Origin of the sequence: Desulfovibrio sp. JC022, from assembly GCF_010470665.1 — a bacterium.
Taxonomy (GTDB): domain Bacteria; phylum Desulfobacterota; class Desulfovibrionia; order Desulfovibrionales; family Desulfovibrionaceae; genus Maridesulfovibrio.
The window spans coordinates 62536-85787 of record NZ_VOPZ01000004.1; the positions used below are offsets into that span (position 1 = coordinate 62536).

17 protein-coding genes are annotated in these 23252 nt (G+C 48.6%); 6 read left to right on the plus strand and 11 right to left on the minus strand.

The annotated features are described in order from the left end of the window. Positions 1–54 precede the first annotated feature (54 nt). Complete coding sequence (locus FMS18_RS07385) at positions 55–1437, minus strand: aspartate aminotransferase family protein (RefSeq protein ID WP_163293115.1); 1383 nt, start codon at positions 1435–1437, stop codon at positions 55–57. Positions 1438–1642: 205 nt separating this feature from the next. Here FMS18_RS07385 and ispH point away from each other — a divergent pair, with 205 nt between their 5' ends. Then, positions 1643–2491, plus strand: a complete 849-nt coding sequence (gene ispH, locus FMS18_RS07390; protein ID WP_163293116.1) for a 4-hydroxy-3-methylbut-2-enyl diphosphate reductase — start codon at positions 1643–1645, stop codon at positions 2489–2491. Between the two features lie 74 nt (positions 2492–2565). Here the strand turns inward: ispH and FMS18_RS07395 are convergent, their stop codons facing one another. The 3 genes from FMS18_RS07395 to FMS18_RS07405 are packed head-to-tail and all read right to left on the minus strand — an operon-like array spanning position 2566 to position 7409. Then, positions 2566–5649, minus strand: coding sequence for an efflux RND transporter permease subunit (locus FMS18_RS07395; RefSeq protein WP_163293117.1), 3084 nt, complete (start codon positions 5647–5649; stop codon positions 2566–2568). Next, the gene (locus FMS18_RS07400) at positions 5646–6731 is read right to left on the minus strand and encodes an efflux RND transporter periplasmic adaptor subunit (RefSeq protein WP_163293118.1); all 1086 of its coding nucleotides are present in this window, start codon (positions 6729–6731) and stop codon (positions 5646–5648) included. Before FMS18_RS07400 ends, FMS18_RS07395 begins: the two co-directional genes overlap by 4 nt. A gap of 12 nt (positions 6732–6743) precedes the next feature. Continuing rightward, entirely contained in the window at positions 6744–7409 is a 666-nt protein-coding gene (locus FMS18_RS07405; RefSeq protein ID WP_163293119.1) for a CerR family C-terminal domain-containing protein, read from the minus strand. A gap of 248 nt (positions 7410–7657) precedes the next feature. Between FMS18_RS07405 and FMS18_RS07410 the strand changes: the two genes are divergently transcribed. Further along, positions 7658–8188: a cysteine hydrolase family protein gene (locus FMS18_RS07410; RefSeq protein ID WP_163293120.1), complete on the plus strand. Its 531-nt coding sequence runs from the start codon at positions 7658–7660 to the stop codon at positions 8186–8188. Between the two features lie 126 nt (positions 8189–8314). On the opposite strand, the gene FMS18_RS07415 is transcribed toward FMS18_RS07410, so the two are convergent. Together FMS18_RS07415 and FMS18_RS07420 are read right to left on the minus strand one after the other, a co-directional pair. Then, on the minus strand, positions 8315–10480 hold the full coding sequence (locus FMS18_RS07415; RefSeq protein WP_163293121.1) for a bifunctional (p)ppGpp synthetase/guanosine-3',5'-bis(diphosphate) 3'-pyrophosphohydrolase: 2166 nt from the start codon (positions 10478–10480) through the stop codon (positions 8315–8317). Positions 10481–10482: 2 nt separating this feature from the next. Next, positions 10483–12147 (minus strand): peptide-binding protein, encoded by a 1665-nt coding sequence (locus tag FMS18_RS07420; RefSeq protein ID WP_163293122.1) that lies wholly within the window; start codon positions 12145–12147, stop codon positions 10483–10485. Between the two features lie 242 nt (positions 12148–12389). Here FMS18_RS07420 and FMS18_RS07425 point away from each other — a divergent pair, with 242 nt between their 5' ends. The 4 genes from FMS18_RS07425 to FMS18_RS07440 all read left to right on the plus strand — a co-directional run bounded on the left by FMS18_RS07425 (position 12390) and on the right by FMS18_RS07440 (position 17490). Beyond that, on the plus strand, positions 12390–15599 hold the full coding sequence (locus tag FMS18_RS07425; protein ID WP_163293123.1) for a DEAD/DEAH box helicase: 3210 nt from the start codon (positions 12390–12392) through the stop codon (positions 15597–15599). Between the two features lie 179 nt (positions 15600–15778). Continuing rightward, positions 15779–16081, plus strand: coding sequence for a hypothetical protein (locus tag FMS18_RS07430; protein WP_163293124.1), 303 nt, complete (start codon positions 15779–15781; stop codon positions 16079–16081). A gap of 156 nt (positions 16082–16237) precedes the next feature. Continuing rightward, positions 16238–16879: a hypothetical protein gene (locus FMS18_RS07435; protein WP_163293125.1), complete on the plus strand. Its 642-nt coding sequence runs from the start codon at positions 16238–16240 to the stop codon at positions 16877–16879. 68 nt (positions 16880–16947) lie between these two features. Continuing rightward, the gene (locus FMS18_RS07440; RefSeq protein ID WP_163293126.1) at positions 16948–17490 is read left to right on the plus strand and encodes a hypothetical protein; all 543 of its coding nucleotides are present in this window, start codon (positions 16948–16950) and stop codon (positions 17488–17490) included. A gap of 188 nt (positions 17491–17678) precedes the next feature. On the opposite strand, the gene FMS18_RS07445 is transcribed toward FMS18_RS07440, so the two are convergent. The 5 genes from FMS18_RS07445 to FMS18_RS07465 form a co-directional block, all read right to left on the minus strand. Beyond that, complete coding sequence (locus FMS18_RS07445) at positions 17679–18254, minus strand: single-stranded DNA-binding protein (protein WP_163293127.1); 576 nt, start codon at positions 18252–18254, stop codon at positions 17679–17681. A 12-nt stretch (positions 18255–18266) separates the two neighbouring features. Further along, positions 18267–18620: a hypothetical protein gene (locus tag FMS18_RS07450; RefSeq protein ID WP_163293128.1), complete on the minus strand. Its 354-nt coding sequence runs from the start codon at positions 18618–18620 to the stop codon at positions 18267–18269. Positions 18621–18692: 72 nt separating this feature from the next. Then, on the minus strand, positions 18693–19343 hold the full coding sequence (locus FMS18_RS07455; protein ID WP_163293129.1) for a biotin attachment protein: 651 nt from the start codon (positions 19341–19343) through the stop codon (positions 18693–18695). A gap of 205 nt (positions 19344–19548) precedes the next feature. Beyond that, positions 19549–21798, minus strand: coding sequence for a carboxyl transferase domain-containing protein (locus tag FMS18_RS07460; protein WP_163293130.1), 2250 nt, complete (start codon positions 21796–21798; stop codon positions 19549–19551). Between the two features lie 30 nt (positions 21799–21828). After that, complete coding sequence (locus FMS18_RS07465) at positions 21829–23247, minus strand: biotin carboxylase N-terminal domain-containing protein (RefSeq protein WP_163293131.1); 1419 nt, start codon at positions 23245–23247, stop codon at positions 21829–21831. Between the last annotated feature and the right edge of the window lie 5 nt (positions 23248–23252).

Consider the following 23252-nt stretch of genomic DNA (forward strand, 5'->3'; position numbering starts at 1 on the left):
TGCCTCCTATAATATCCACGATTTTCAGCCTTCCACCTTGGAAAGGAAAATCAGCTATGAAGTCTTAGCAGTACGGATTCCGAGATCCTTCACTGTTTTCCATGCGGACCCGGTAATCTTATGCGCTTCCTTAAGCACATCGTCCATGGCGGCTAAAAACTTATCCACATCATCATCGTTGATCATCAGCGGAGGCAGGATTTTCACGGTATCAAGACCGTGCCCGGCAACCTGACTGAGGATGTTGTGCTTTTCCAGCAGCGGCATGGTAATCATCTGGCAGAAAAGATCATCATTCATCTTATGGAGCAGCTTCCAGCTGGCTTTAAGGGTCATGGATTTAGGCTCGCCGAACTGCATTCCGATCATGAGTCCCTTGGCGCGTACCTCAGTGAGCATCTCGTACTTATCGGCTAGTTTCTGCATCCCTTCTTCAATGCGCGATCCCATTCTGGCTGCATTATCCGACAGATTTTCTTTCTCTAGAATATCAATGGTCGCCAAGCCCGCTGCCATAGCCAGATCGTTCTGACCGAAGGTATTGGAATGGGCAAAACAACGTTCCATGGAATCAAAAATTTTGCCATGAATCTCACGGGTAGTGATTACTGCGCCCACAGGGATATAACCGCCGGAAAGTGCTTTGGAAATGACCAGAAGATCAGGCTGCACTCCCCAATGATCCACGGCGAACATCTTTCCGGTCCTGCCCATGCCGCATTGGACTTCGTCAGCTATCATGTAGGTACCGTACTTATCACAAAGTTCGCGGACACCTTCGAGATAACCGTCATCAGGCACGAAAACACCCTTGCCCTGCACGGTTTCGAAAATAAATGCACCCACATCTCCACCCTTGAGAGCTTCTTCCAAGGCTCCAAGGTCATTGAAAGGAACTGGCACACAATCAGGCAAAAGCGGCTCGTTACGATCCCTGAATTCCCGGTTCGCATTTACTGATAGGGAACCGAGAGTCAGCCCGTGAAAAGCATGATGGCAATGGACCAGCTTATGCTTACCGCTGGCCTGGCGGGCAAATTTCAGAGCACCCTCAACCCCTTCAGTGCCGGAGTTGGTAAAGAATACAGCCTCGAGGTCACCGGGAGCAAGTTCTGCCAGCTTTTCAGCCAGCATGCCGGACATGACCCCAAGATCCATCTGCACGATGCTGGCAGTCTTCTCGTCCATTACTTCCTTAAGTACATCGGCAACATAAGGATGGTTACGCCCGATATTGTACACCCCGAACCCGGACAGAAAATCAAGGACTTTAACACCCTTGGCATCGGTGAGATATGCCCCCTCGGAAGAAACATAATTACGATCATATCCGATAACTTCAAGAACCCGCACAAACTGGGGATTCACATATTTGCGGTGCAGCTCATAGGCTTCCGCCATTCTATTTCTATATTTGTTTACAATTTCAGAACTCATTTCATCAGGCTCCAATTTATTCCAATATTAACTGCTGAATTATTTTTGGGGAAAATACCCCCCTTCCCCCCTATGGTCAATGGGTTATAGCCAAGTTCACGTCAAAACGGGACCATTGCCAAATGAAACAATGAAATGTAATATAAAAAAGTTATACCAAATCGAAATTATGCGGCCTGTGCCGCAAAATATATGGAGGCCTTAAATGGTAGAAGTTATCAGGGCTAAAACAGCCGGGTTCTGCATGGGCGTTGATCTTGCCCTTAACAAACTGGATTCCCTCATCGAGAAAGACGAAGACAGAAAAATATACATTTTAGGGCCGATTATCCACAATCCGCAGGTTCTTGAAGATTATGAAAAGCAAGGTGTATTCACCGCCAAGACCCCGGAAGATGTCCCTGATGGTGCCTACGTAGTAATCCGTGCCCATGGAATACCCAAAGCAGTGGAAGATGACTTGCGCCAACGCGGGGTAAACGTCATTGACGCCACCTGCCCAAAAGTCAAAAAGGCACAGCTGCTCATCCAGCGTAATACCGAAGATGACCGTGTGCTGCTTCTTTACGGCGAAGACAGCCACCCGGAAGTAAAAGGTCTGCTCAGCTACGGTCCCGCAGGACCGCACCTTTTCGACTCCCTTGAAGAACTTCAGGACATCGATCTTGACCCAAAACAGAAATACTGTCTTGCGGCTCAGACTACTCAAGACCGCGTCATATACGAAGACTGCATCAACTACCTTAAAAGCAAAGGACTTGATTTCGTAACCCTGAAAACAATCTGCGACGCCACCCGCCAGCGTCAGGATGAGGCCATTTCCCTTTCCGAAGAAGTGGACCACATGATTGTCGTAGGCGGTCGCATTTCCGGAAACACCCGCCGCCTGGTACAGGTGGTGGAAACCGCTGGCACCAAATGCACCCACGTTGAGATCGCCGATGAGCTACCCCTTGAGGACCTCAAGGATATGAAAAAAATCGGCCTCACCGCCGGAGCTTCCACCCCTAAACGTCTGGTGGACGGTATCCAGAAGATTCTTGAAGATCTGTAATACTATTCTGATCCAAAAAAATCCCGCAATTCATTGAGAATTGCGGGATTTTTTTATGTTTTATTCTATTTTATCTACACATCTCTACCCTGTTCAACCACAGCCTGATTCCACTCATATTTTTTGAAACCCTGTTTAAAAAAAAGTGAATAGAGGACCGGGCAAAGGATCAGAGTCAGCACGGTGGCAAACATAAGACCGGACATGATGCAGTTAGCCATGGGCCGCCACATTTCCCCACCCTGCAATGAAAGCGGAACCATACCGATGATGGTGGTAGTCGCAGTCATAATGATCGGCCTTGCACGTTCAAGAGAGGCCAGTACGATGGAGTTATCCAGCGTCAGTCCCCGCCCGCGCAGAATTTCAATGCGGTCAATGAGCATGATGGCGTTATTAACGATAATCCCCAGCAGACTGATCATTCCCAGCATGGGCATGAATCCGAAGGGCGAATTAGTCAGAATCATTCCCGGCGTAATACCGCACATCATGGGCGGCAGGGTCAGCAGAATAATCAGCGGACGCCTGAAGGAGTTAAACTGGAAAATAAGCACCAGCACCAACAGTCCCATGGCAAGGGGCATGTTGGCATTAATAGCTTCCTGACTTTCCTGGCTCTTTTCAAACTCACCGCCGTAGGCCACGGAATAACCCACAGGCCAGTTAGGAGACTGCATCAATTTATTAATTTCAGGACGCACCGCATCAAGGGTCTGCATAGCAAAATAACCGCCAAAGAGATCGGCTTTAACAGTCATGGTCCGGGTCTGGTCTCTGCGGCGAATGTCAGAAGGCTGCCAGACCAGTTCGGATGATGCAATCTGACTGAGTGGAACATTTTTCTGGGCCTGATAGGAATAAACATTCAAACTTTCCAGCTTATCCAGACGGTTACGAAAATCTCCCTCGGTCCGCAACATAATGGGAATATTGGTATCCCCGTCGCGATAGTTGGAAGCCTGATAACCGCTCATGCTGGATTGCAGACTGAGGGCAACATCGGAACTGGTCAATCCGGCCTGACGGGCCTTGTCCTGATCCACGTTCACTTCCATTTTCTTGGTCCACTGTCCCCAGTCATCCCAGACACGGGCTACGCCGGGCGTCTTATCCAGCAGCGCAACAACTTTGTCTCGCAGATTATATAAAGTTCTTTGATCCGGACCGGAAATACGGATCTGCACCGGAGCACCCACCGGAGGACCGTTCATCAGTTTCTTAAGACTGAAGTCTGCATCGGGAAACTCAGATTTAAGTTCCATGCGGGTACGCTCAATAACTTCGTCGGTAGCTTCAACGCTCTTGGTATTAACCACAAAGGTAGCAAGGTTGTCGTTGCGCTGCTCAAGGTTGAGCGGCAGATACCAGCGCGGCCCACCGTGCCCGATAAAAGTTCCCACACTATCCACACCTTCATCAGCGAGCAGGAATTGCTCCAGCTTGCCGACCTCATCCGCAGTGGCAGTAATATCAGTTCCGAACGGTTGCCAGAAATCAATGGTGAACTGGGCTCGCTCGTTGGGTGGAAAGAACATCTTGGGCACAAACTGGAATCCCCAGAAAGCAGCCATGCAACCGATAAGCACTACCGCAAGAAAGCTGGGGCGGTGGCGCAGACAAAATAGCAACATAGCCCGATAAATGCGATACATGCGGCTGGAAAATGTCTGGATCACAACCTTGGGTTTAAGCACGTAATAGCAAAGCATGGGCACCATGGACATGGACAGCCCCCATGAACAAAGCAGCGTCAGACTGACCACCACAAACAGGGAAAAACAATATTCACCCGTAGCATTTTCTGCCAGCGGAATAGGCAGGAAAGCAAAAACGGTAGTCAGCGAGGCAGCCAGAAGCGGCATCCACAATTCTGAAACCGCTCCCACAACAGCCTTCAGCCGCTCCTCACCGGAAGCAAGGCGTACAAGGATAGCCTCTGAAACAACAACCCCGTTATCAACCAGAATACCAAGGGCAATAATCAGCGATGCAATAGAAATACGCTGTAACTCAACATCGAAAAGGGGCATCAAACCGAGACAGGCAAGCATGGCCATAGGCACCAGCGAACCGGCTACAAGCCCGGTTTTAAATCCTGCGAAAACCAAAATGACAATAACTACAAATATAAATGACTCAAGCAGGTTGATCATAAAGTCGGTAACAGCGGTATCAACGTAATCCGGCTGATAGACAACCACGTTGTATTCCATACCGTGGTAAAGATCTTTAGAAAGTTCTTCCAGCTTGGCGGAAACCAGTTCACCAACTTCCATAATGTTGTTGCCGTCGGCCATGGAAATAGCCAACATGATGCACGGTTCACCATCGTAACGGGCCATGACCCCCGGAGGATCGGCAAAACCTCGGGTAATCTTGGTTACATCGGAAAGTTTTAGCGAAGATTTCATACCCTCAATGCGCAAGGACATATCCCTGATGTCATCAACGGATTTGAATTCCCCGGTAGGCTCAATATAAATACGCTCCGGTCCAACTTTAGCCGAACCACTGGGGCGGATCATATTCTGCTGACTGAGCATCTGGGCCAGCGCAAAGGGAGTAATCCCCGCCGCAGCCATGCGCGAATTGGAAAAATCAACAAAAACCCGCTCATCCTGCAACCCCCAACGGTCAACTTTACCTACACTGGAAATGGAAAGCAGTTCATCACGGGTATAGTCGGCAACGTCTTTCAGCTCACGATAGCTGAATCCATCCCCGGTTAAGGCGACCACAATGCCGAACACATCCCCGAACTCATCGTTGACCACAGGCTCGTAAGCTTCGGCAGGCAGAGTCTTCTTGGCATCAAGCACCTTGTTGCGCAGACGCTGCCAGATGGGAGTCATATCTTTCTGATTTTCCTGAAATTCGACTTCAATAATCGAAAGACCGGTCATGGATTGGGATTTGACGTTTTTGATCACGTCGATTTCCCTGATCTTTTCTTCCAGCTTATCAGTAACCAGTTCCTCCACCCTTTGCGGGGAAGCACCGGGAAAAACCGTGCTGATTACTGCGGTACGAATTGTAAAATCAGGATCTTCAGATTTTGCAATACTGAAAAAGGTGGAAACACCCGCAAAGGCAATCAGCACAAAAAGCGCAATGGAAGTCCTGTTGTTTTCTATGCACCATCTGGCAAGGTTCACGACAGCCCCCCGACATTGCGGACCTTCAAACCGTCCTTAAGGGAATGGACACCACGGGTGACAACAACTTCTCCGGACTTAAGGCCATTTTTGATCAGAACGCCCTTGGATGAAATATTCCCAACTTCAACATCACGACGCTTGACCACCGAACCATCTTCAACAATCCAGACATGCTTGCTACCGTCGGGGTTGCCCACAATTGCCGAAGGAGCCACAAAAATATTTACATTGGTACCGGCAGAGCGGCCCGCAAATCTCACATTTCCGGACATACCGCTGCGGACAAGTTTCTCGGAATTATCAAGATACACCTTGACCGGGTATGAAGAACCTTCGTTGGTTCCGATACCCACTTCCATGATCACGCCCTTCATTACCTTTCCGGGCAGGGCATCAAAAGTAACCTGAACGTTCTCACCCTCTCTGACCGATGAAATAAGCGTATCAGGCAGGGATATATACATCTTCATCTGTTTACCGGCATTAAAGCCGATAACCTTCTGGCCGGACTGCACGTTCTGGTGCACATTCACGGCAACCGCACCGACCCAGCCGTCAAAGGGAGCCTTGAGTGTGGTATAGCGCAGACGTTTGCGGGCAATATCAAGTTTCTTAGCTGAAGCGTTAAGCTGGGCTTGATATGATTTAAAATCCGCATCAGACTGATCAAGCTCGGACTTGGAAACAACCTTGCGCTCGAAAAGCTGGCTGACACGCTTTACGTCTGCCTTGGCACGAACATAATTTGCGCGGACCTGCTCCAGATTAGACTCAGCCTGACGAACCTCAAGCTCGTAATCAGCAGGATCAAGGCGGGCAATAACCTCACCGGCACGGAATTTACGGCCAATCTGGTCACCGGGAAAAGAAGTTATCTTTCCGCCCACGCGAAAGGATAGGTCGGACTGCAAAGCATCCTCGGCAGTACCGGAGAAAACCCACAGCCTGCCGGAAACTCCTTCTCCGACCTGCATGGTCTTTACCGGACGCAGAATCTCCTGCACCGGAGCGGGCTTTTCCTTGCACCCGGTTAAGGCAAAACCGAGTACCAACATTGAAATAATTATTAATCTTTTCATTATAATATCCCCTTAACAGCAGATAAACGCCACAACCCTTCTGGACAGGATTTCTATAAGTTCTTCAATTCGCTCCGGGGTCATTTCATCCCAGCCCACCCGGTCAGTAAAAGCCTTGGCCCTCACAAACTTAAGCACCATGCCGATAAATGCGGTACCCACTGCCATAATTTCAGTGTGGGTCGTTCCTTCGGGCATAGCGGCCTCAAGCAAGATATTCTGGGCATTTATAGCCGGTTCAAAAAACTCTTTATCCAACATGGGATAAACTTCGCTGGGGGCGGCCATTTCACGGTTGATGAGCATGATTCCCCAAATGGTGATCGGATCAGCGAGAATTCCCTCCATATGAGAACGAAAAAACCAGGCCACCATCTCTTCCTTGGATATTTCACCTGCTTTATAGCGTTCAACCTGCTCCTGAGTGACATCTACGCTGGGCATGAATTCATCGCGAAAGCGGATGATCTCCTTTAATACAGCTTCGTAAAGACCCTGTTTACCGCCGAAATGATAACCGACAGTAGCCAGATTAACTTCCGCTTCAGAAGCAAGACTGCGCATGCTCACGCCGTTGAATCCGTTCATGGCAAAAAGCCGCAGACCTACTTCAATAAGCTTCTCGCGGGTCTCTTCGCCACGGGCCTTGTTTGTTTTTCCTTTAGGATGAACCGTCATATTTAAACCTCTCAATTGAGAATTTCTCATTCTTTCTGATTTGAGAATTAAACACTGCTTCACATAAAGTCAAACGTTTGTTTAAAAACTTTGTTTAAAAGAAGCGTTTAAAATTTCTGTTTGCAAATTTCAGCTGTAATTAAAATGAGTTAAGTAAACAACAAGACACAAGACTTCCCATTTATTTAAAAATAACCTAAGAATCTCACGATTAAATCCTCAAACGGCCGAACCGACAGGAAATCAACATGAAAGCATTACTGGTCATTGATATGCAGAAAGCATTGTTTGCTGCGGGAAACCGCTATGACGCAGACGGGGTAATCAGCAGGATAAATTTGCTTATAGAAAAAGCACGGGAAACAAAAATTCCGTTAATATTTATTCGTCATAACAGCGATGAAGATGAACTCTCGATAAACTCCGAAGGATGGCAAATACTGGATGAACTGGATTTCAGGAAGACAGATATAAGAGTTGAAAAGACCTGCTGCGATTCATTCTGCAACACTGATCTTGCAGAAAAATTAACTGACGCAGATGCAGACGAGTTAATCATCACCGGATGCTGCACGGATTTCTGCATCGACTCCACCGTCAGACAGGCCTCAAGCATGGGCTACAAAGTGATTGTAGCTTCCGACGCACACACCACAGCAGACAAGCCTTACCTTGACGCTGAAACGATTATCAAACACCACAACTTCGTCTGGTCTGAATTATACAGCCCGCATCCCATTGAGGTACTGCCCACCGAAAATATTCTTGAAGAAATATAATTCAGACAAAAAAATCCCGCAGAACTCAGTTCAGCGGGATTTTTTTTGTTGAAATAGGCGAAGCCTTAATAGAAGGTTTTGGGATTCTTGAACCCTTTTGCAAAAGGGTTTAAGCCGCCGGCGAAATCAGCTCAATCGTGTCGCTTCCAGCACATTCTCAATGGTCTTAAGCTTGTTCAAAGAACGGTGCAGATGCCCGAGGTCGGTGACTTCCACGGTGAATTCCAACACGGAACTCCCATCAAGATCAGACTTGAATTCACCGGAATCAATATTCACATCCATCTCTGTAAGCACGGTACAGATTTTTGCCAGCATACCTTTGCTGTTACGGCAACGGATGCGGATCTGAGCCGGATGCTGGGATTCTTCCTGACCTCCGGTCCATGAAACATTGAGCAGCCTTTCTTCTTCAAGATTCTTGATATTGGGACAGGTTGCAGAATGGATAACCACCCCACGCCCACGGCTGATGTAACCGATGATAGGCTCACCCGGAAGCGGAGTACAGCAACCCGCAAAGCGAATCAGGACATTGTCCACACCTTCAATATCAATGGAACTTGCCGCGCCCTTGCTCTTGTCTTCTTCGGCCTCATGATGCTGTTCCGGTTTGTGCTCTTCTTCAGTACCTTCAATTTCATTGATAACAGCATAAAGACGCCCCAGAACCTTGCGCGGGGTAATCCTTGAGTAGCCGATATTGGAAAGCAGGTCATCCACGTGACCGAAATTGAACTCATCGGCAAGCATGACGAAGTAACCGTCTTTCATAGCCTTAGCCACATTAAGATTCATGCGGCGGCCTTCCTTCTCAAGCATTTCCTTGGCAAGGATAATAGAGCGGGTCCGCTCCTCAGTCCGGATATAATGCTTAATGCGGGTCCGGGCCTTGGCTGTTTTTACAAACTTAAGCCAGTCGCGGCTGGGCTTGCGCTTCTTATCTGTAAAGACCTCAATGGTATCACCGTTTTTAAGCACAGAGTTAAGCTGGACCATACGCCCGTTGACTTTGGCCCCGGTGCAGTGGTTACCGACCTCGGTATGAATAGAATAAGCAAAATCAACCGGGGTGGCACCATCGGGCAGCTCTTTAATCTCCCCTGCCGGAGTAAAAACATAGACCTCGTCGTTGAAAAGATCGAAACGGAGCGAAGCCATGAACTCGCGGGGATCTTCAAGTTCCCGCTGCCAATCCATGATCTGACGCAGCCATGAAAAACGTTCGGCATCACGGTTCTGCTTGGCATCGCTTTTACCGGATTCTTTGTACTGCCAATGGGCGGCAACACCGTATTCCGCCACCTGCTGCATCTCTTCGGTCCTGATCTGGATCTCGATGCGCTCCCCTTCCGGTCCGATAACCGTGGTGTGCAGGGACTGGTACATGTTGGCTTTAGGAATGGAAATATAGTCCTTGAATTTACCGGATACCGGCTTCCACATGGAATGGACCAGACCGAGCACGGAATAACAGTCCTTCACAGAATCCACGATTACCCGGAAAGCGATAATATCATGAACCTGATCAAGACTCAGATTCTGACGCTGCATCTTCTTATGGATGCTGTATTTATGCTTGGTACGCCCGTAAATGGTTCCCTTAAGCTCGTTGTTATCAAGGATCCCGTTCAACAGCCCGATGACATTATCCACATATTCTTTGCCGATGGTATGCTGGCGTTCCAGCCCGTCGGTAATATCCTGATAAACATCAGGCTTAAGATAAAAAAGACAGAGATCTTCAAGATCACGCTTAACCATGTACAGCCCCAGCCTGTTGGCAAGGGGGGAATAAATGTCCATGGTTTCCTGCGCAATAAGCAGCTGCTTGTAATTCTTCTGGAAATCAAGGGTACGCATGTTATGCAGACGGTCGGCAAGTTTAACCATGAGTACACGGATATCCTCAGCCATGGCCAGAATCATCTTACGGATATTCTCAGCCTTGGCGATGGCCTTGGATTCAAAATCCATCATGCTGATCTTGGTCACACCGTCAACAATATCAGCCACCTCTTCCCCGAAAAGATCGGCGATTTCATCAATGGTGGTGTCGGTATCTTCGACTGTATCATGCAGCAGCCCTGCGGCGACAGTAGGCTCATCAAGACGCATGTCAGCCAGAATCTTGGCAACGTGCAGCGGATGGGCAAGGTAAGGTTCGCCGGAAAGACGCACCTGCCCCTCATGTGCTCTTGCGGAAAAAACGTAAGCCCTCTGGATCAGGTCCAGATCAGGATCATCAATATAGGAACTGACAACGTCAGTGATTTCGTTAATGCGTATCATAATTACTGCTGTAAACTCGGTTTCTTCTGTAACGGTGCAGGAATCCACCACTCGTTGGCATTATAACCCAGCCCTGCGGGCTCCACTTTCAATCCCTTGATTCTACTGCTGAAAATAGGCAGGGACATGGGCACATAAAGGAAACAGTAGGGCTGCTCTTCATGCATTATCTCCTGAATGCGGTCATAAATAACCTTGCGCTCCTTCTGGTCCAGAGTGGAACGCCCCTTTTCAAGCAGCTCGTCAAGTTCGCTGTTCTTGTACTTGATGAAATTCAGCCCGCCGGCAACGGCTTTGGATGAATGCCAGACTGTATAACTATCAGGATCTTGTAAAATATTCCAACTGAGAAGAGTTGCATCAAAACGGCCCTTTAAAATAAAATCTTTAAGAAAAGCCGCCCACTCCACAGTCCTGATCTTAACTTCAATTCCGATCCCCTTCAAACGATTCTGAATAATTGTTGCAGCCTTAATACGCAAGGAATTTCCCTGATTAGTAATAATAGTAAATGAAAACGGCTTACCTTCACGGTCAATTACTGCGTCTCCGTCACTATCCCACCAGCCCGCTTCCTTGAGCAGTTGCTTTGCTTTCTCCGGCTGATATCCGTAAGGTTTTAGTTTGTCATTATAGACCCATGTTCCCGGCTTGTAAGGCCCCATGGCCGGATAGCCCATTCCAAGCAACACGCCTTTAACAATCTCTTCTTTGTCAATTGCATAATTAATTGCCCGGCGGACCCGCACATCCTTAAAAAAGGGACTTTCCATGTTAAAACCTAAATAGTCGTAGGAAAAAGATAAATATTTAAATTTCTGAAAATCACGGTCCCAGTTTCCCCCTTGAGTCTGAAAGGAATACTGCTGCGGGGTCAAACCCATAGTATCAAGGCTGCCGCTCTTTAATTCCAGAAACTGAGTGGAGAGATCAGGAATAATCCGGTAGACCAGTTCATCAATATAAGGGCGTCCTTCAAAATAATCCTCGTTGGCTTCAAGAACCAGCCTGCGCCCGGATACCCATTCCTTAAGTTTATACGGCCCCGCCCCTACAGGATTGCGCCTGTACTTGGTGGTATTCAGGTCTTCACCTTCAAGAACATGTTTGGGCAGAATGTCCGAAGCCCATGTTATCAGGGAACGGGCAAAAACCTTATCGTAACGGACCTCGAAAGTATATTTCCCGGTCCTTTTGAACTCTTTGACATTCTTAAAATCCCCGGCATAAGCTGTGGGCGTATTGGGATCAATCATCAGCTGGTATGTAAACTCAACGTCCTCAGCCGTCAGGGGCTGACCGTCAAACCACCGGATATCCTCACGCAATTTGAACTTGAACAGCTTACCGCCTTCCAATACCTCGAAAGATTCAGCCGCGTATGGAACAAGTTCAATATCTTTGTTGTATTTAAGCGGAGAAACGAATATCTTACTGGCGACCGAATGGCTTGCAGAATCTGAAGACAAAGTTGAAATAAGGCACAGGGGTTCGGCAATCGAAGGTTCCCTGAACCTGCCGCCATTAACCGGCTTGGATTCGGCAGCTTTTTTGACTGCCACAGCAGCCGCAACCTGCTTTGAATTGTCAGCCCCCTCTTCCGGACCGCAGGCCGGGAGCAAAGCCAGACAGGACATAATCATAAAGGCTGAAATCAATCTGTTCATGCTAACCTTATTTTTTAGAATAAAAATCTTCCATTAAGCCAACTACATTGATAATATATTCAGTATGGACTATTGTGGAGTAAAAGCCAAGTAACCCAGCGTTACAGATTGACCGGAATAGTTTTTTACTTTACGGATTCAGCGGAAGCGTTTTGAACGCAATTATTTTGTATAACAAGACATTTATTTCATATTAGATATAATTAACTAAGGAAAGTTACAGTTCTGGGGAAAACATCATCATGTCTCAAAATGAAGAAGCTGTAGTAAAATCAATTCTCAAATCATTCGTCTCAGGGACCGTTCCGGAATACATTCTGGAAGGTGCCCGTACTATTGTCAGCTCTGACGGGGTCCAGAAGCTTGATCTCAAGAAACGCGAAAGATACTGGGATATAGACGCCTCCATCCAAGGCGATGATTTTCAAATTTACTCTTCTGAGCTGGGTCTTAATCTGGCAGAAGAAAGCATCAACCACTACTGCAATTGCCCGGAATCTTTTTCCGGAGTGTGCAAACACGTGGCTGCTGCCGCATTAAAATTGCTCCTTTCTCTTGATTCAGAAGAAGAGAAAGCTGAAAGTCAGAAGCAAGCTGACTGGCGCCAGAATTTCCGTTCTTTCTTTGCCACTGAGCTGGAACCGGAAGCAGGCAAACATTATATTATCTACCGCATGTACCCTGAGCCGGAAAGATTGCAGGTGGCCTTTTTCCGGGCCCGGCAGAATAAATCCGGCCTCTCTCAGGTGCAGAACGAAATAGAGCTGCAAAATGTAATCGAAAAGCCGGAATGGAGCGAAACCTCCCCCAGCTTACCGCATGTTGCCGAACAGATCGGGCATTATCTCGATTACCGCGGACACCGGGTGGAGATTCCCGCCGGACTGCATGCGTGGTTCTTTACTGCCATCAAAGACGAATACTACATGTTCCTGCGCGATACGGATATTCCCATCCGTATTGAAAGCAGAACCATGCAGCTCAGACTTTCCCCGGAACTTTCCGAGGAAGGTTTGCGTTTCGACATCCTGCTTTCGGATGAAGGCAAACCGCCTTTCTCCATCATGGATGACGATGAAGTATTTTTCTATGGAAGGCTGCCGCTGTGGGTATACTGGAAACAGGGATTCTACCCGGTCCAGACCACACTTGCGCCCAAGCTGGTACAGGAAATGCGCATCCAGAACCCGATTATCCCGCCTGCGGATATTCCGGAATTCCTTGATCGCGTCTGGACCCAGATTCCGGTTTCCGATCTGCACGATCATGAAGAATTCCTTGAGAAAATGCAGCCGTTCTTTGTACCGGCGACATTCAATCCCAAGCTCTACCTCAATGAGGAAGGATCGCTCCTGACCATCAGGGTCGACAATACTTATGATACTGAGCACGGGGAAATCTCCATGGGCGAACCCAACCCCGACCTGCAAACCGGAAGCTATAAGGACGGAGAAAAATCCTACCTTGTACGCCGCGCACAGGACGAGGAAGCCCAGCTTTTCGCAGAGCTTCGCGACATGGGTTTCCAGCCGCGTAACAACTCCATCTGGTTCATGGAACAGGAAGCTGCCATCACCTTCCTGCTGGACCACTATCCGCAGCTGGTTGAAGCATACAGAATTTACGGCGAAAAGAACCTGACCCGTTACAAGGTAAGGCTCACTTCTCCGCAGATTGTTGCTGAAGTTGAAACCGACGAAGACAACAAGTGGTTCAATCTCGACATTAATGTTGAGTACGATGACCAGCGTGTTCCCATTGATAAAATCTGGGAAGCATGGAGTCAGGGCAAACGTTACGTTCAGCTCAAAGACGGCTCCTACACAAGCCTGCCCGAATCGTGGCTCAAAAAACTCAGCCACAAGCTCAAGGCTCTGGGGTACGATCCCGAGCAGCCTCCACGCCAGCAGTTCGAGCAGTATGAAACCCCTGTGCTGGATAAGATCATCGAGGATCTCCCGGACACCAAGACCGATGAACAATTCGTTAAGTTGCGTGAAAAAATACACAACTTCGACGAAATCAAAATGCTTGATCAGCCCAAGGCACTAAACGCAACCCTGCGCCCCTATCAGGTTCAGGGACTCAGTTACCTTAACTTTCTGCGCGACTATAAATTCGGCGGCATCCTTGCGGATGAAATGGGTCTCGGTAAAACCATCCAGACCCTGTCCTTCATCCTCTCCCTGCATGAACGGGGCATTACCGGGCCGAACCTGATTATCGTCCCCACTTCAGTTATGCCCAACTGGGAGCGCGAAGCACAGAAATTCTGCCCGCACCTGCCGCTTTTGACCATTTACGGTTCAAGGCGCGAAGACCTGTTCAAGAGAATACCGGATTCCACAATCGTAATCACCACTTACGCATTGCTGCGCCGGGACCTTGAAGAGCTGCTCAAGCACGAATATACTTCCGTGATTCTTGACGAAGCCCAGAACATCAAGAACCCGAACACCATCACCGCCAAATCAGTACGCAAGCTCAAAAGTGACATGCGTCTCTGTCTGTCCGGTACGCCCATTGAGAACAACCTCTTTGAGCTCTGGTCCCTGTTCGAGTTCCTCATGCCCGGTTTCCTCAGTTCACAGCATGCGTTCCAGCGGGGAATCGTCAAACCCATCAAGGATGGCGATGAAGAGACCCTCAACTACCTGCGCACAAGGGTAAAACCGTTCATCCTGCGCCGTACCAAATCCGAAGTGGCCAAGGACCTGCCGCCCAAGATTGAGACCGTCCATTATTGCGAACTCATCGAGGAACAGCGGGAACTGTACACAGCCCTTGCCAAGCGGCTCAAAGATCAGGTGCTCAGGGATGTGGATGAAAAAGGCATGGCCAAAAGCCAGATGTCCATCCTCGACGCACTGCTCAAACTGCGCCAGATCTGCTGTCACCCGCGCCTGCTCAAACTGGATATGCCCGGCCTGTCCACCAACCTGCCTTCAGGTAAATTCGACGCCTTCAAAGACCTCATCTTTGATATTGTCGAAGGCGGACACAAGGTTCTGGTCTTCTCCCAGTTCGTACAGATGCTGCACGTGATACGTTCATGGCTGACCATTAAGGACATCCCCTTCACCTACCTCGACGGCTCCAGCAAGGACCGCTTCGAGCAGGTGGACAAATTCAACGACAGCCCGGACATCCCCATCTTCCTGATTTCACTGAAGGCTGGTGGTACCGGACTGAACCTGACCTCAGCTGACTACGTTATCCACTACGATCCATGGTGGAACCCGGCTGTAGAAAATCAGGCCACTGACCGAACCCACCGTATCGGCCAGAAACGTCAGGTATTCGCATACAAGATGATTTGTCAGAATACTGTTGAGGAAAAGATCCTCGGCTTGCAGGAAATGAAAAAAAGCGTTGCAGACGCCATTATTCCCGGTCAGTCTGCACTCAAGTCGCTCACCCGTGACGACCTTGAAATGCTCTTTGAAATTTAATTCCAGCAGACAATAAAAGATAATCAAGCCCGGAATCTTACAGAGATTCCGGGCTTTCTATTTTCTGAACGTACTTCAAATTTGAAAATTAATTCCATTTTGAGGTTGACTAATATTAACTTCAAACGTTAATTGAAAACGAAAGTCAATATCAAAAGAAACAGTTCTTGGAGGACGAAATGTTTATACCTGAATCAATGTGCGGATGCTCAGCGGAAACAAAGCTCAACAACCGGGAAGCTAAAAAAGTCTCCCTGTTCGAGGTCAAGTTCAGCAAAAAAGCCATGATCCTGATCGGCATGGGAATAAAAAAACAGGCTGCAAAGCACGGCTTGCCAGAAGGAATCATCAAGGAACACATGAAAGGCAACTTATATATGGCACCGCCTTCAAAACACCTCTACTTTCTTTTCCATGTACCGGAAATTGACGCGGACATGCACATCTCAATCCCGCCCTGCCACTTTGATTTTATAGGTTAAAAAAATCCATATTTCACGGGAGGGAATCTGACCAGACTTTCCTACTTGATCGTGTAGAGGAAAGTCCGTCTCCGGCACCCGCTCCGGCCTGCGGGTGAACAGATTCCTCCCGTGATTCTCAAATACTAACAAGCTCTGGAATACGGAACAAAAAAAATGAGTCAGCCAAACAACCAAGTCATTATTTATACCGACAATCCTGAACCTTATGAAAACTCCAACCTTTCAAAATACATCAACATGGAATTCTGCTCCTGCCCGGATCAATTTTGCCACACCATGCTGGGAAAAAAATATTCAGGGCTGGTACTTGATGTCCGCAAAGTGATGCAAACTCCCTGCTGCGACAGAAACCGGATACTCACAATTTCATCAGGAGTCCCCACAATAAGAACTCTTGAAAAAGACAAGCAGACCGTTTTTCTGGACAACCATGAGGACTTCATCTGCGATTGCCTGACAGCACCATGCACCGGGCCGCGGTCATCCTGCCCCATAAATGTAAGTCTTCCGGTAAAAATCAGCATGGAAAATGATCCGGCCATGGCCCAGAGCTTTAATGGAACGATCCACTACATTTCAGAACAAGGATGCATATTCCACACAGACACAGAGCTTGAAGGCGCAAACTTCCTGTATCTACAAATTGACTCACTAAAAAACAGATTACCTATTTTTGCCGGACTATGCAGTGAACAATGCAAAGCCGACTGCCCTTGCGGGGTCCGCACAAAATTTCTGGATATCAAAAAAGACCAGCAGGAGGAAATAAAAGCCACCGTCACCGGCATAAAATAATCAGCTAAAATGCATCACATCAACAGCACATAGACACACAGCGGCAGGCTGTGCGATAATGCAGCATTATGATTAATAAGCCTGCGCAGATAATCCACAGCCTGACCGCCGCTCTGCTGCTCTGCACCCTTGTTACAACAACGGGCTGCTCTTTCTTTTACAAGCCCATTGAGCAAGCACAACAATATGCACTCCTACAGCAATACGACGCTGCGGTGGACAAACTGACCGATGTTATCGACTCGGACGCTTCGGAGGAAGAAAAAGCTCAAGCCTTCATGCTCCGGGGAGAGGCCTATACATCGCTGAAAGAATACCGCTATGCCTATCGGGATCTGCAAGTAGCGTGGAAGCTCTCCTGCCATATCTATCAGACTTTCCCAACCCCGCAGCTGCCAGCAGTAACCGAAGCCCCGCAATCTCAATCAACAGGCAACTCCACGCAACAGGAACCTGCCCCGAAACCTTTCACCCCTGCACGGGCCTGCATAGAGCAGCTTCCCCGGCTAATCGACGAGCTGAAGCCTTTTACCAGCGAATTCGGGGCCATCATGTCTACACAGGAAGCTTCGGCTATCGTGAAGGAAATGTTTCCTGATATGCCAAGATAAAAATACATTTTGATGCGCTTCGCGGTTTTAAGAATGAACTAATTTTGCCTCCGGCGGCCAAAGGAGCTAAGCCCCTTTGGAATCCCTATTAAGGCTTCGCCGCTTCGTATTTGAAATTTTGCTTGAAAATAAAAAATCCCCAATCTCGGTGAGATTGGGGATTAATTTTTAACAATTCGAAAGCTTGCTTAGAACGGCACTTCATCCATTCCACTTGCTTCGGAAGGAAATGCGGGACCGAGGTCCTCTTCTTCCTGAAAACCGCCGCCCTGCTGTTGCTGCTGGGGCTGCTGGTTATTGTTGTACTGTTGCTGCTGGGGCTGGCCCTGATAGCCGCCACCCTGCTGCTGGTTGTTATTATTGTACTGACCACCGCTGCCCTGCTGCTGGTAACCACCCTGCTGCTGGCCCTGATATCCACCGTCCTGACGGCTGTCGAGCCCTTGAATATTGCTGGCGACAATCTCAGTGGTGTAGCGGTCCTGACCGTTCTGGTCCTGCCATTTGCGGGTCTGCAATTTACCTTCAACCATAACAAGACGGCCTTTGGTCAGGTACTTGCCCACAAATTCAGCAGTGTGTCTCCAAGCGGTAACACGATGCCATTCGGTCTTATCAACCTTCTGCCCGGTATTACGATCCTTGTAGCCTTCATCTGTAGCCACAGAAATGTTGGCAAAGGCCTGACCGGAGGTTGTGTATGAAAGTTTCGGATCCTGTCCGAGACGTCCTATTAAAATTACTTTGTTCATGCTTCCTGCCATCTAGGCCCCCATTTATCTGAATTTTCTTTTTGAAGCGATTTTTTCCGCAATACTCAACTCATCTTCAAGATCGTAGCTGATGGTATTTGCTTCCGAAGCTTTCCAATCACCAAGAGCTTTCTCCATCCGCAGCTTTAAATCGTACGCTTTACGGATGGATTCAGCCATGGCTTCGGCCTTTTCTTCCGGGATCATACCCAGCTCAAGACGGTCCTTAAGGTCTTCGATAAGCTCGATAACCCCGTGCGGACGCCCCTCGACCTGCGGCTCTTCCCATGCGGTCTTAACCAGATAGGGCCAATTCTTCTCAACTTCGGCTTCGTCATATGTACGGGCCATAACCCTGATTTGAAGCACATTTCCCATGCGAAAAATCCTTTATTAATACGGAAAAAAAGAGTCCGTCAATGGCAACATTACAAAAGTGAAAAGCTCTTATTAATCAACCTCTTCCCATTCACTCTGAACACGGTTGACAACTTCCTGAATCTGCTTGAGCTGGTCGGCAGGGCAAACACCGATCAGCGGCTGGGCTGCATCAACGTTATCACCGTTATGAAAGTATACAGAATAAATGAGACCTTCGGGACCGCTGTAATTGAGCGGGGTTTCCCTTTTCATACGGGAAACAATGAACAGCTCCATTCCCTCAGTAACCTTAACTGAACGCTCACCGGAGCCTTTAATCTTGGCATCAACTTCGGGGGTGAAGTAGTATTTTGCTTTTTCCGGGGCATTGAACAGAAAAAGTGCTTTTTTAAGAATCAGCTGAATAACCTCTTCCTTGGAAAGAAAGTGGCGGATTTTGATCAGCACTTCCCCGGCTTCAACAAACTGGCCTTCCAGATCCTGACGAATGGAGACAATTTCACCTTTTTCAGGAGCAGTAATACTCTTGGTATTACGTTCACGAGTGAGCTTGGCAAGGACGGTTCCGGGCTTTTCCTTCCACTCACCGGAAGGACCGTTGACTTTATCACCAACCTTAAGTCCGGTAAATTCCACAGTTCCGGTATGAGGTACGGAAATCTCGATTTCATCGTAAGGGGAAGCCTTGATCTCTTCAAGCAGTTCTTTAATATTCAACATTATATTAACCTCTGAATTACTTTAAACTTATATACCGTTTCTGCGAACGGTCATTGATTATACACTTAATTTCGGACAGCGTCCGGTCCGGGCAATTTGCAGATATTATCAGGCAAAGTCAACCTGCTGCGAAACTCCCTAACACAGAAAAGCAGAGAAGATAAGAACCTACACAAACGTAGGTAAAACGTCGCCGAAGGCATTCCTACCTATAATATAAATTCCGTCCGCCCATGGTCATAAGTGACTGCCCGATATTGCGGCCCATTTCACGTCGATCCCAGATCCCTTGAATATGACCACGCGCAAGGGCATTCCACGCATTGTGGTAGTCGGGCGGAATGGCAATCCCGGTTGTTTCGGTGATAACCCTCGGCCCGGCAAATCCGATCTTGGAAGACCGGACAGCAAATTGGTAAGGTGAGCAGCCCAGAAAACTAGCCACCGACCCGCCATAAGAATTGGTGTCGTAAATTACCAGATACAGTCCACCGGCATCAACGTAACGACGCAGGGCCATGGTGCAACGCGGCATCTGAAGCACACCGTTCGTTCCTTCCTGAATGCGGATTCCGGCTGTACCGTGCGCATAAAAGATGAGCGGAAGCTGCTTACGCTGCGCCCTTTCCGCGGCCCGGATAATCTTCTCACCTTCAGCCGCCCCCACAGAACCGCCCCGAAACGGAGCTGCAAGACAGATAACTACAGCGTTGATCCCATCCATACGGGTTTCAAAGGTGATGCAGGAAGAACGCAACCCGGTCTTTTTGCGGGCCTCATCCAGCTTGAGATCAAAACCCTCATACTTAAGCGGGTTGGCTGACTCTATGCCGGAATTGAATTCAAAGCCTTCGGCATAATTAAAAACATTGTACAGATACCACTGATATTCCATAGGAAAATGATGCCCGCAATTGCTACAGACCCCGGCAAAATCCCCGAACAAGTCCGGCGCCCAAAGATCCAGACAGCCTTCGGTAGCCGAGTTAGGGCAGGAAAAAGTACGGTCATCCCGACACTTGGGACTGCTGTATTTCCAGCTCCCCTCCTCATAACAAGGGGACTGGTCCGAAGTTGAAAGACAAAGCAGTTTATCACGCACATCACTTGAAATTTTAATATCCGGCCCGGATTCATCCTTATTCTTCAAAAGACGAGCCGTGCGTTCCTTGACCAGATGGGCCTCGGCCTGAATCTCTTCCATACCCTGCTTGGCAGCACGAACAGTACGCCCCACAAGATTATATACGAAGAGGGATTTTGTGCTCCAGGCCATACCCTGCACAACCGCGCCCATCTTCAAAAATACGGACCGCTGATCCATGTAAGCAGAAGTGGAAAGAGTACGAAATTTCTCGTACCGCTTTTCAACCAGCCTTGCGCGGGCACGGGAGCTCAGAGCCCAGCGCATAAAGACGTCCTCGCCCTCTTCAGGTCCTTTATGTTTAAGGGCCATAGCCCGGAAAAGCTTAAGCCCTTTTACGGAGATACAAACCTCATTAGTAGCTCTGATAACCTCTGAACGAAGATTACGGAAAAATTCATAGCTGTTGGGCTTGGCACCTAAATGCGGCTCCTGCACAACACGGTCAATGTACCCCATGTCCAGATTATCTTCAGCAGTAATACCGAGCCTGCGCGCACAACCTGCTATCAGGGAATCATCAACCCGTTTACCATCCCTGAGATTAGCCTCAATGGCAGCCGCTCCTTCCGGGGAAATAACGGAGTAATAGCCATGGGAAAGCATGAGCCTGCGGTCGGCAAGGCCGATAGCCTCAGCACCGCCGGACCCGCCTTCAGAAGTAATAGAAATGATGGGCACATCAATCTTGCCCATCTCGTAAATATTCTTGGCAATCTGCTGAGCTGCGCCGGGATAATCCTCCACCGGGTAGGAACCGGGGGTGAATATATAAGTATGGATGGGAATCCCTTCAGCCTGCGCGACCTTCATATAATGCAGAGCCTTGGCATTGCCCCACGGCTTGACTGAACCACCGTTGCGGAACTCCTGCCCATGCCCTTTCTCCTGCCCGATAACCATGACCGGCTGATGAACGACCTTCTGCCCCACCCTACGGGTAATATAAGCCTGCGCAATGAGCATGGACGGATCAATGCTGAATTCACCCAGCCCGCCCAGTTCGGTGTAGTTATCGTAAACATTTTCCAGAATATCCGTAAGACAGATGCGCTGGGGATGGCGCACAATGCGCACCCGGTCCATGGGAGTCAGCTCTTTTTCCAGCTTGGATTCAAGAAAAGAAAACAGATCTTCAAGACGGGCCAGTTTACGCAGGGAATCCTTGGTGGAGATACTCCCCCGCAAACCACGAAATTCATCCAGCTCGGAACTGAGCATGGAAATATTGGCATTTTCAAGATTACCGAAAATGTCCTTGATGTAACTCAGCCGCTCTGCAAGAGCGTTGATGCGCTTATCAATATTCATAAAATTCCTGAATTATTTCAGCACAAGATACTAAAATTCCAGCAAACCGGAACTTTTATCAATCAAATAAGAAATATTGGATTCAAGCTTCCGTCCCGCCCGGTCCTGCCCCTGCAAAGTCAGACTATTCAAAAACTCTATTCCCCGCTGCTTAGCCTGCTCCAGATTTTTCCCGCGCACAATGGCCAGCGCAAGGTTGGGGTCAAATTCAGTGGGGATTTCATAAGCCCGGTCAGTGGGCACCTGCGTGTAGACTTCCAGCCAGTCCTGCTCCTGCCAGCCGAACTTTTCAATTGTGCCCACCCAAGGGGCAAAATCATTATCCGGATTTTCAGCAATAATACGGAACTCAATGGCAGCCCCGAAAAGATCCACATCATCCTGATCATAATTGATTGAATCGCCCAGACCAAGCCGGATCTGCTCGCGTACGATATTCACGTTGCGCTCGCCCTTGATGGCTGAAATAGCCGCAGAGACGCCGTTCTCCACCTGAATACGGGTATTCACTTCCATCAGAAAGGGTTCGCCGCGCGGTGTGACAATCCATTCCCATGTTCCCACGTTGTCATAATTTACAGCACGGGCCATGGACAGGGAGTGTTCGGTAATACTGTCCAGCACCCCGGAAGCATTAAAAATATAGTGAATTTCATCAGGCGCAAAACCGGGAGCGACCTCAATCCTCTTCTGGTTACCGCTGCTCTGCACCGAGCAGTTACGGGTCCCGAAATGAACGTGCTTTTCCCCGCTCTTCTCACAAACCACTTGAACTTCAAGATGGTTGAAGCCGTAGATACGCTGCTCAATGAGAACGCCTTCATCATTGAACTGACGTTTGGCATAGTTGCGAATACGCCGATAAACAGAACGGAACTCATCGGGATCATTGACCTCTTCAATACCCATACCTCCGCCCCCGGCGGAAGCCTTGACCATAATGGCCGGGGCTTGAAATCCCTGTTCCCTTTGAAATGCGAAAAGGCTGTCGGCAAGCTCAACAGCCTCAAGTTCATCATAAATAGGACTGTCGGACCCCGGAACAGTGGGTACCCCAAGACTACGCGCAAGACGTTTGGTATTAATCTTGTCGCCAAGTTCCTGAATCACCCGCCACGAAGGCCCTATAAAAATAAGCGGTTGTTCCCTTTTTACCACCCGGCGCGCAAACCTGAAATCCTCAGCAAAAAATCCGTATCCCGGATGGATGGCAGAAGCATTACTGCGGTCCGCAACACTGAATATCTCATTGGCATCCCGGTAGGAGCTGATACAAAAGAGACTATCTTCGCCGCCGTTGTCCCGCGCAAAACGAACATGACCACTTTCACTGTCCGCCATGGTATAGACGCAGACGAAATTCTGGTTAAGTTCCAGACAGGCTTTAGCAATCCTGATCGCAATCTCGCCACGGTTGGCGATCAGGACCTTGTGTTCTCCTTTATACACTTTTC

What these genes read in the sequence shown, in the direction of transcription:
- FMS18_RS07385 (WP_163293115.1), bottom strand. Translation starts at nt 1,437, where the DNA reads ATGAGTTCTGAAATTGTAAACAAATATAGAAATAGAATGGCGGAAGCC.
- ispH (WP_163293116.1), top strand. Translation starts at nt 1,643, where the DNA reads ATGGTAGAAGTTATCAGGGCTAAAACAGCCGGGTTCTGCATGGGCGTT.
- FMS18_RS07400 (WP_163293118.1), bottom strand. Translation starts at nt 6,731, where the DNA reads ATGAAAAGATTAATAATTATTTCAATGTTGGTACTCGGTTTTGCCTTA.
- FMS18_RS07405 (WP_163293119.1), bottom strand. Translation starts at nt 7,409, where the DNA reads ATGACGGTTCATCCTAAAGGAAAAACAAACAAGGCCCGTGGCGAAGAG.
- FMS18_RS07410 (WP_163293120.1), top strand. Translation starts at nt 7,658, where the DNA reads ATGAAAGCATTACTGGTCATTGATATGCAGAAAGCATTGTTTGCTGCG.
- FMS18_RS07415 (WP_163293121.1), bottom strand. Translation starts at nt 10,480, where the DNA reads ATGATACGCATTAACGAAATCACTGACGTTGTCAGTTCCTATATTGAT.
- FMS18_RS07420 (WP_163293122.1), bottom strand. Translation starts at nt 12,147, where the DNA reads ATGAACAGATTGATTTCAGCCTTTATGATTATGTCCTGTCTGGCTTTG.
- FMS18_RS07425 (WP_163293123.1), top strand. Translation starts at nt 12,390, where the DNA reads ATGTCTCAAAATGAAGAAGCTGTAGTAAAATCAATTCTCAAATCATTC.
- FMS18_RS07430 (WP_163293124.1), top strand. Translation starts at nt 15,779, where the DNA reads ATGTTTATACCTGAATCAATGTGCGGATGCTCAGCGGAAACAAAGCTC.
- FMS18_RS07435 (WP_163293125.1), top strand. Translation starts at nt 16,238, where the DNA reads ATGAGTCAGCCAAACAACCAAGTCATTATTTATACCGACAATCCTGAA.
- FMS18_RS07440 (WP_163293126.1), top strand. Translation starts at nt 16,948, where the DNA reads ATGATTAATAAGCCTGCGCAGATAATCCACAGCCTGACCGCCGCTCTG.
- FMS18_RS07445 (WP_163293127.1), bottom strand. Translation starts at nt 18,254, where the DNA reads ATGGCAGGAAGCATGAACAAAGTAATTTTAATAGGACGTCTCGGACAG.
- FMS18_RS07450 (WP_163293128.1), bottom strand. Translation starts at nt 18,620, where the DNA reads ATGGGAAATGTGCTTCAAATCAGGGTTATGGCCCGTACATATGACGAA.
- FMS18_RS07455 (WP_163293129.1), bottom strand. Translation starts at nt 19,343, where the DNA reads ATGTTGAATATTAAAGAACTGCTTGAAGAGATCAAGGCTTCCCCTTAC.
- FMS18_RS07460 (WP_163293130.1), bottom strand. Translation starts at nt 21,798, where the DNA reads ATGAATATTGATAAGCGCATCAACGCTCTTGCAGAGCGGCTGAGTTAC.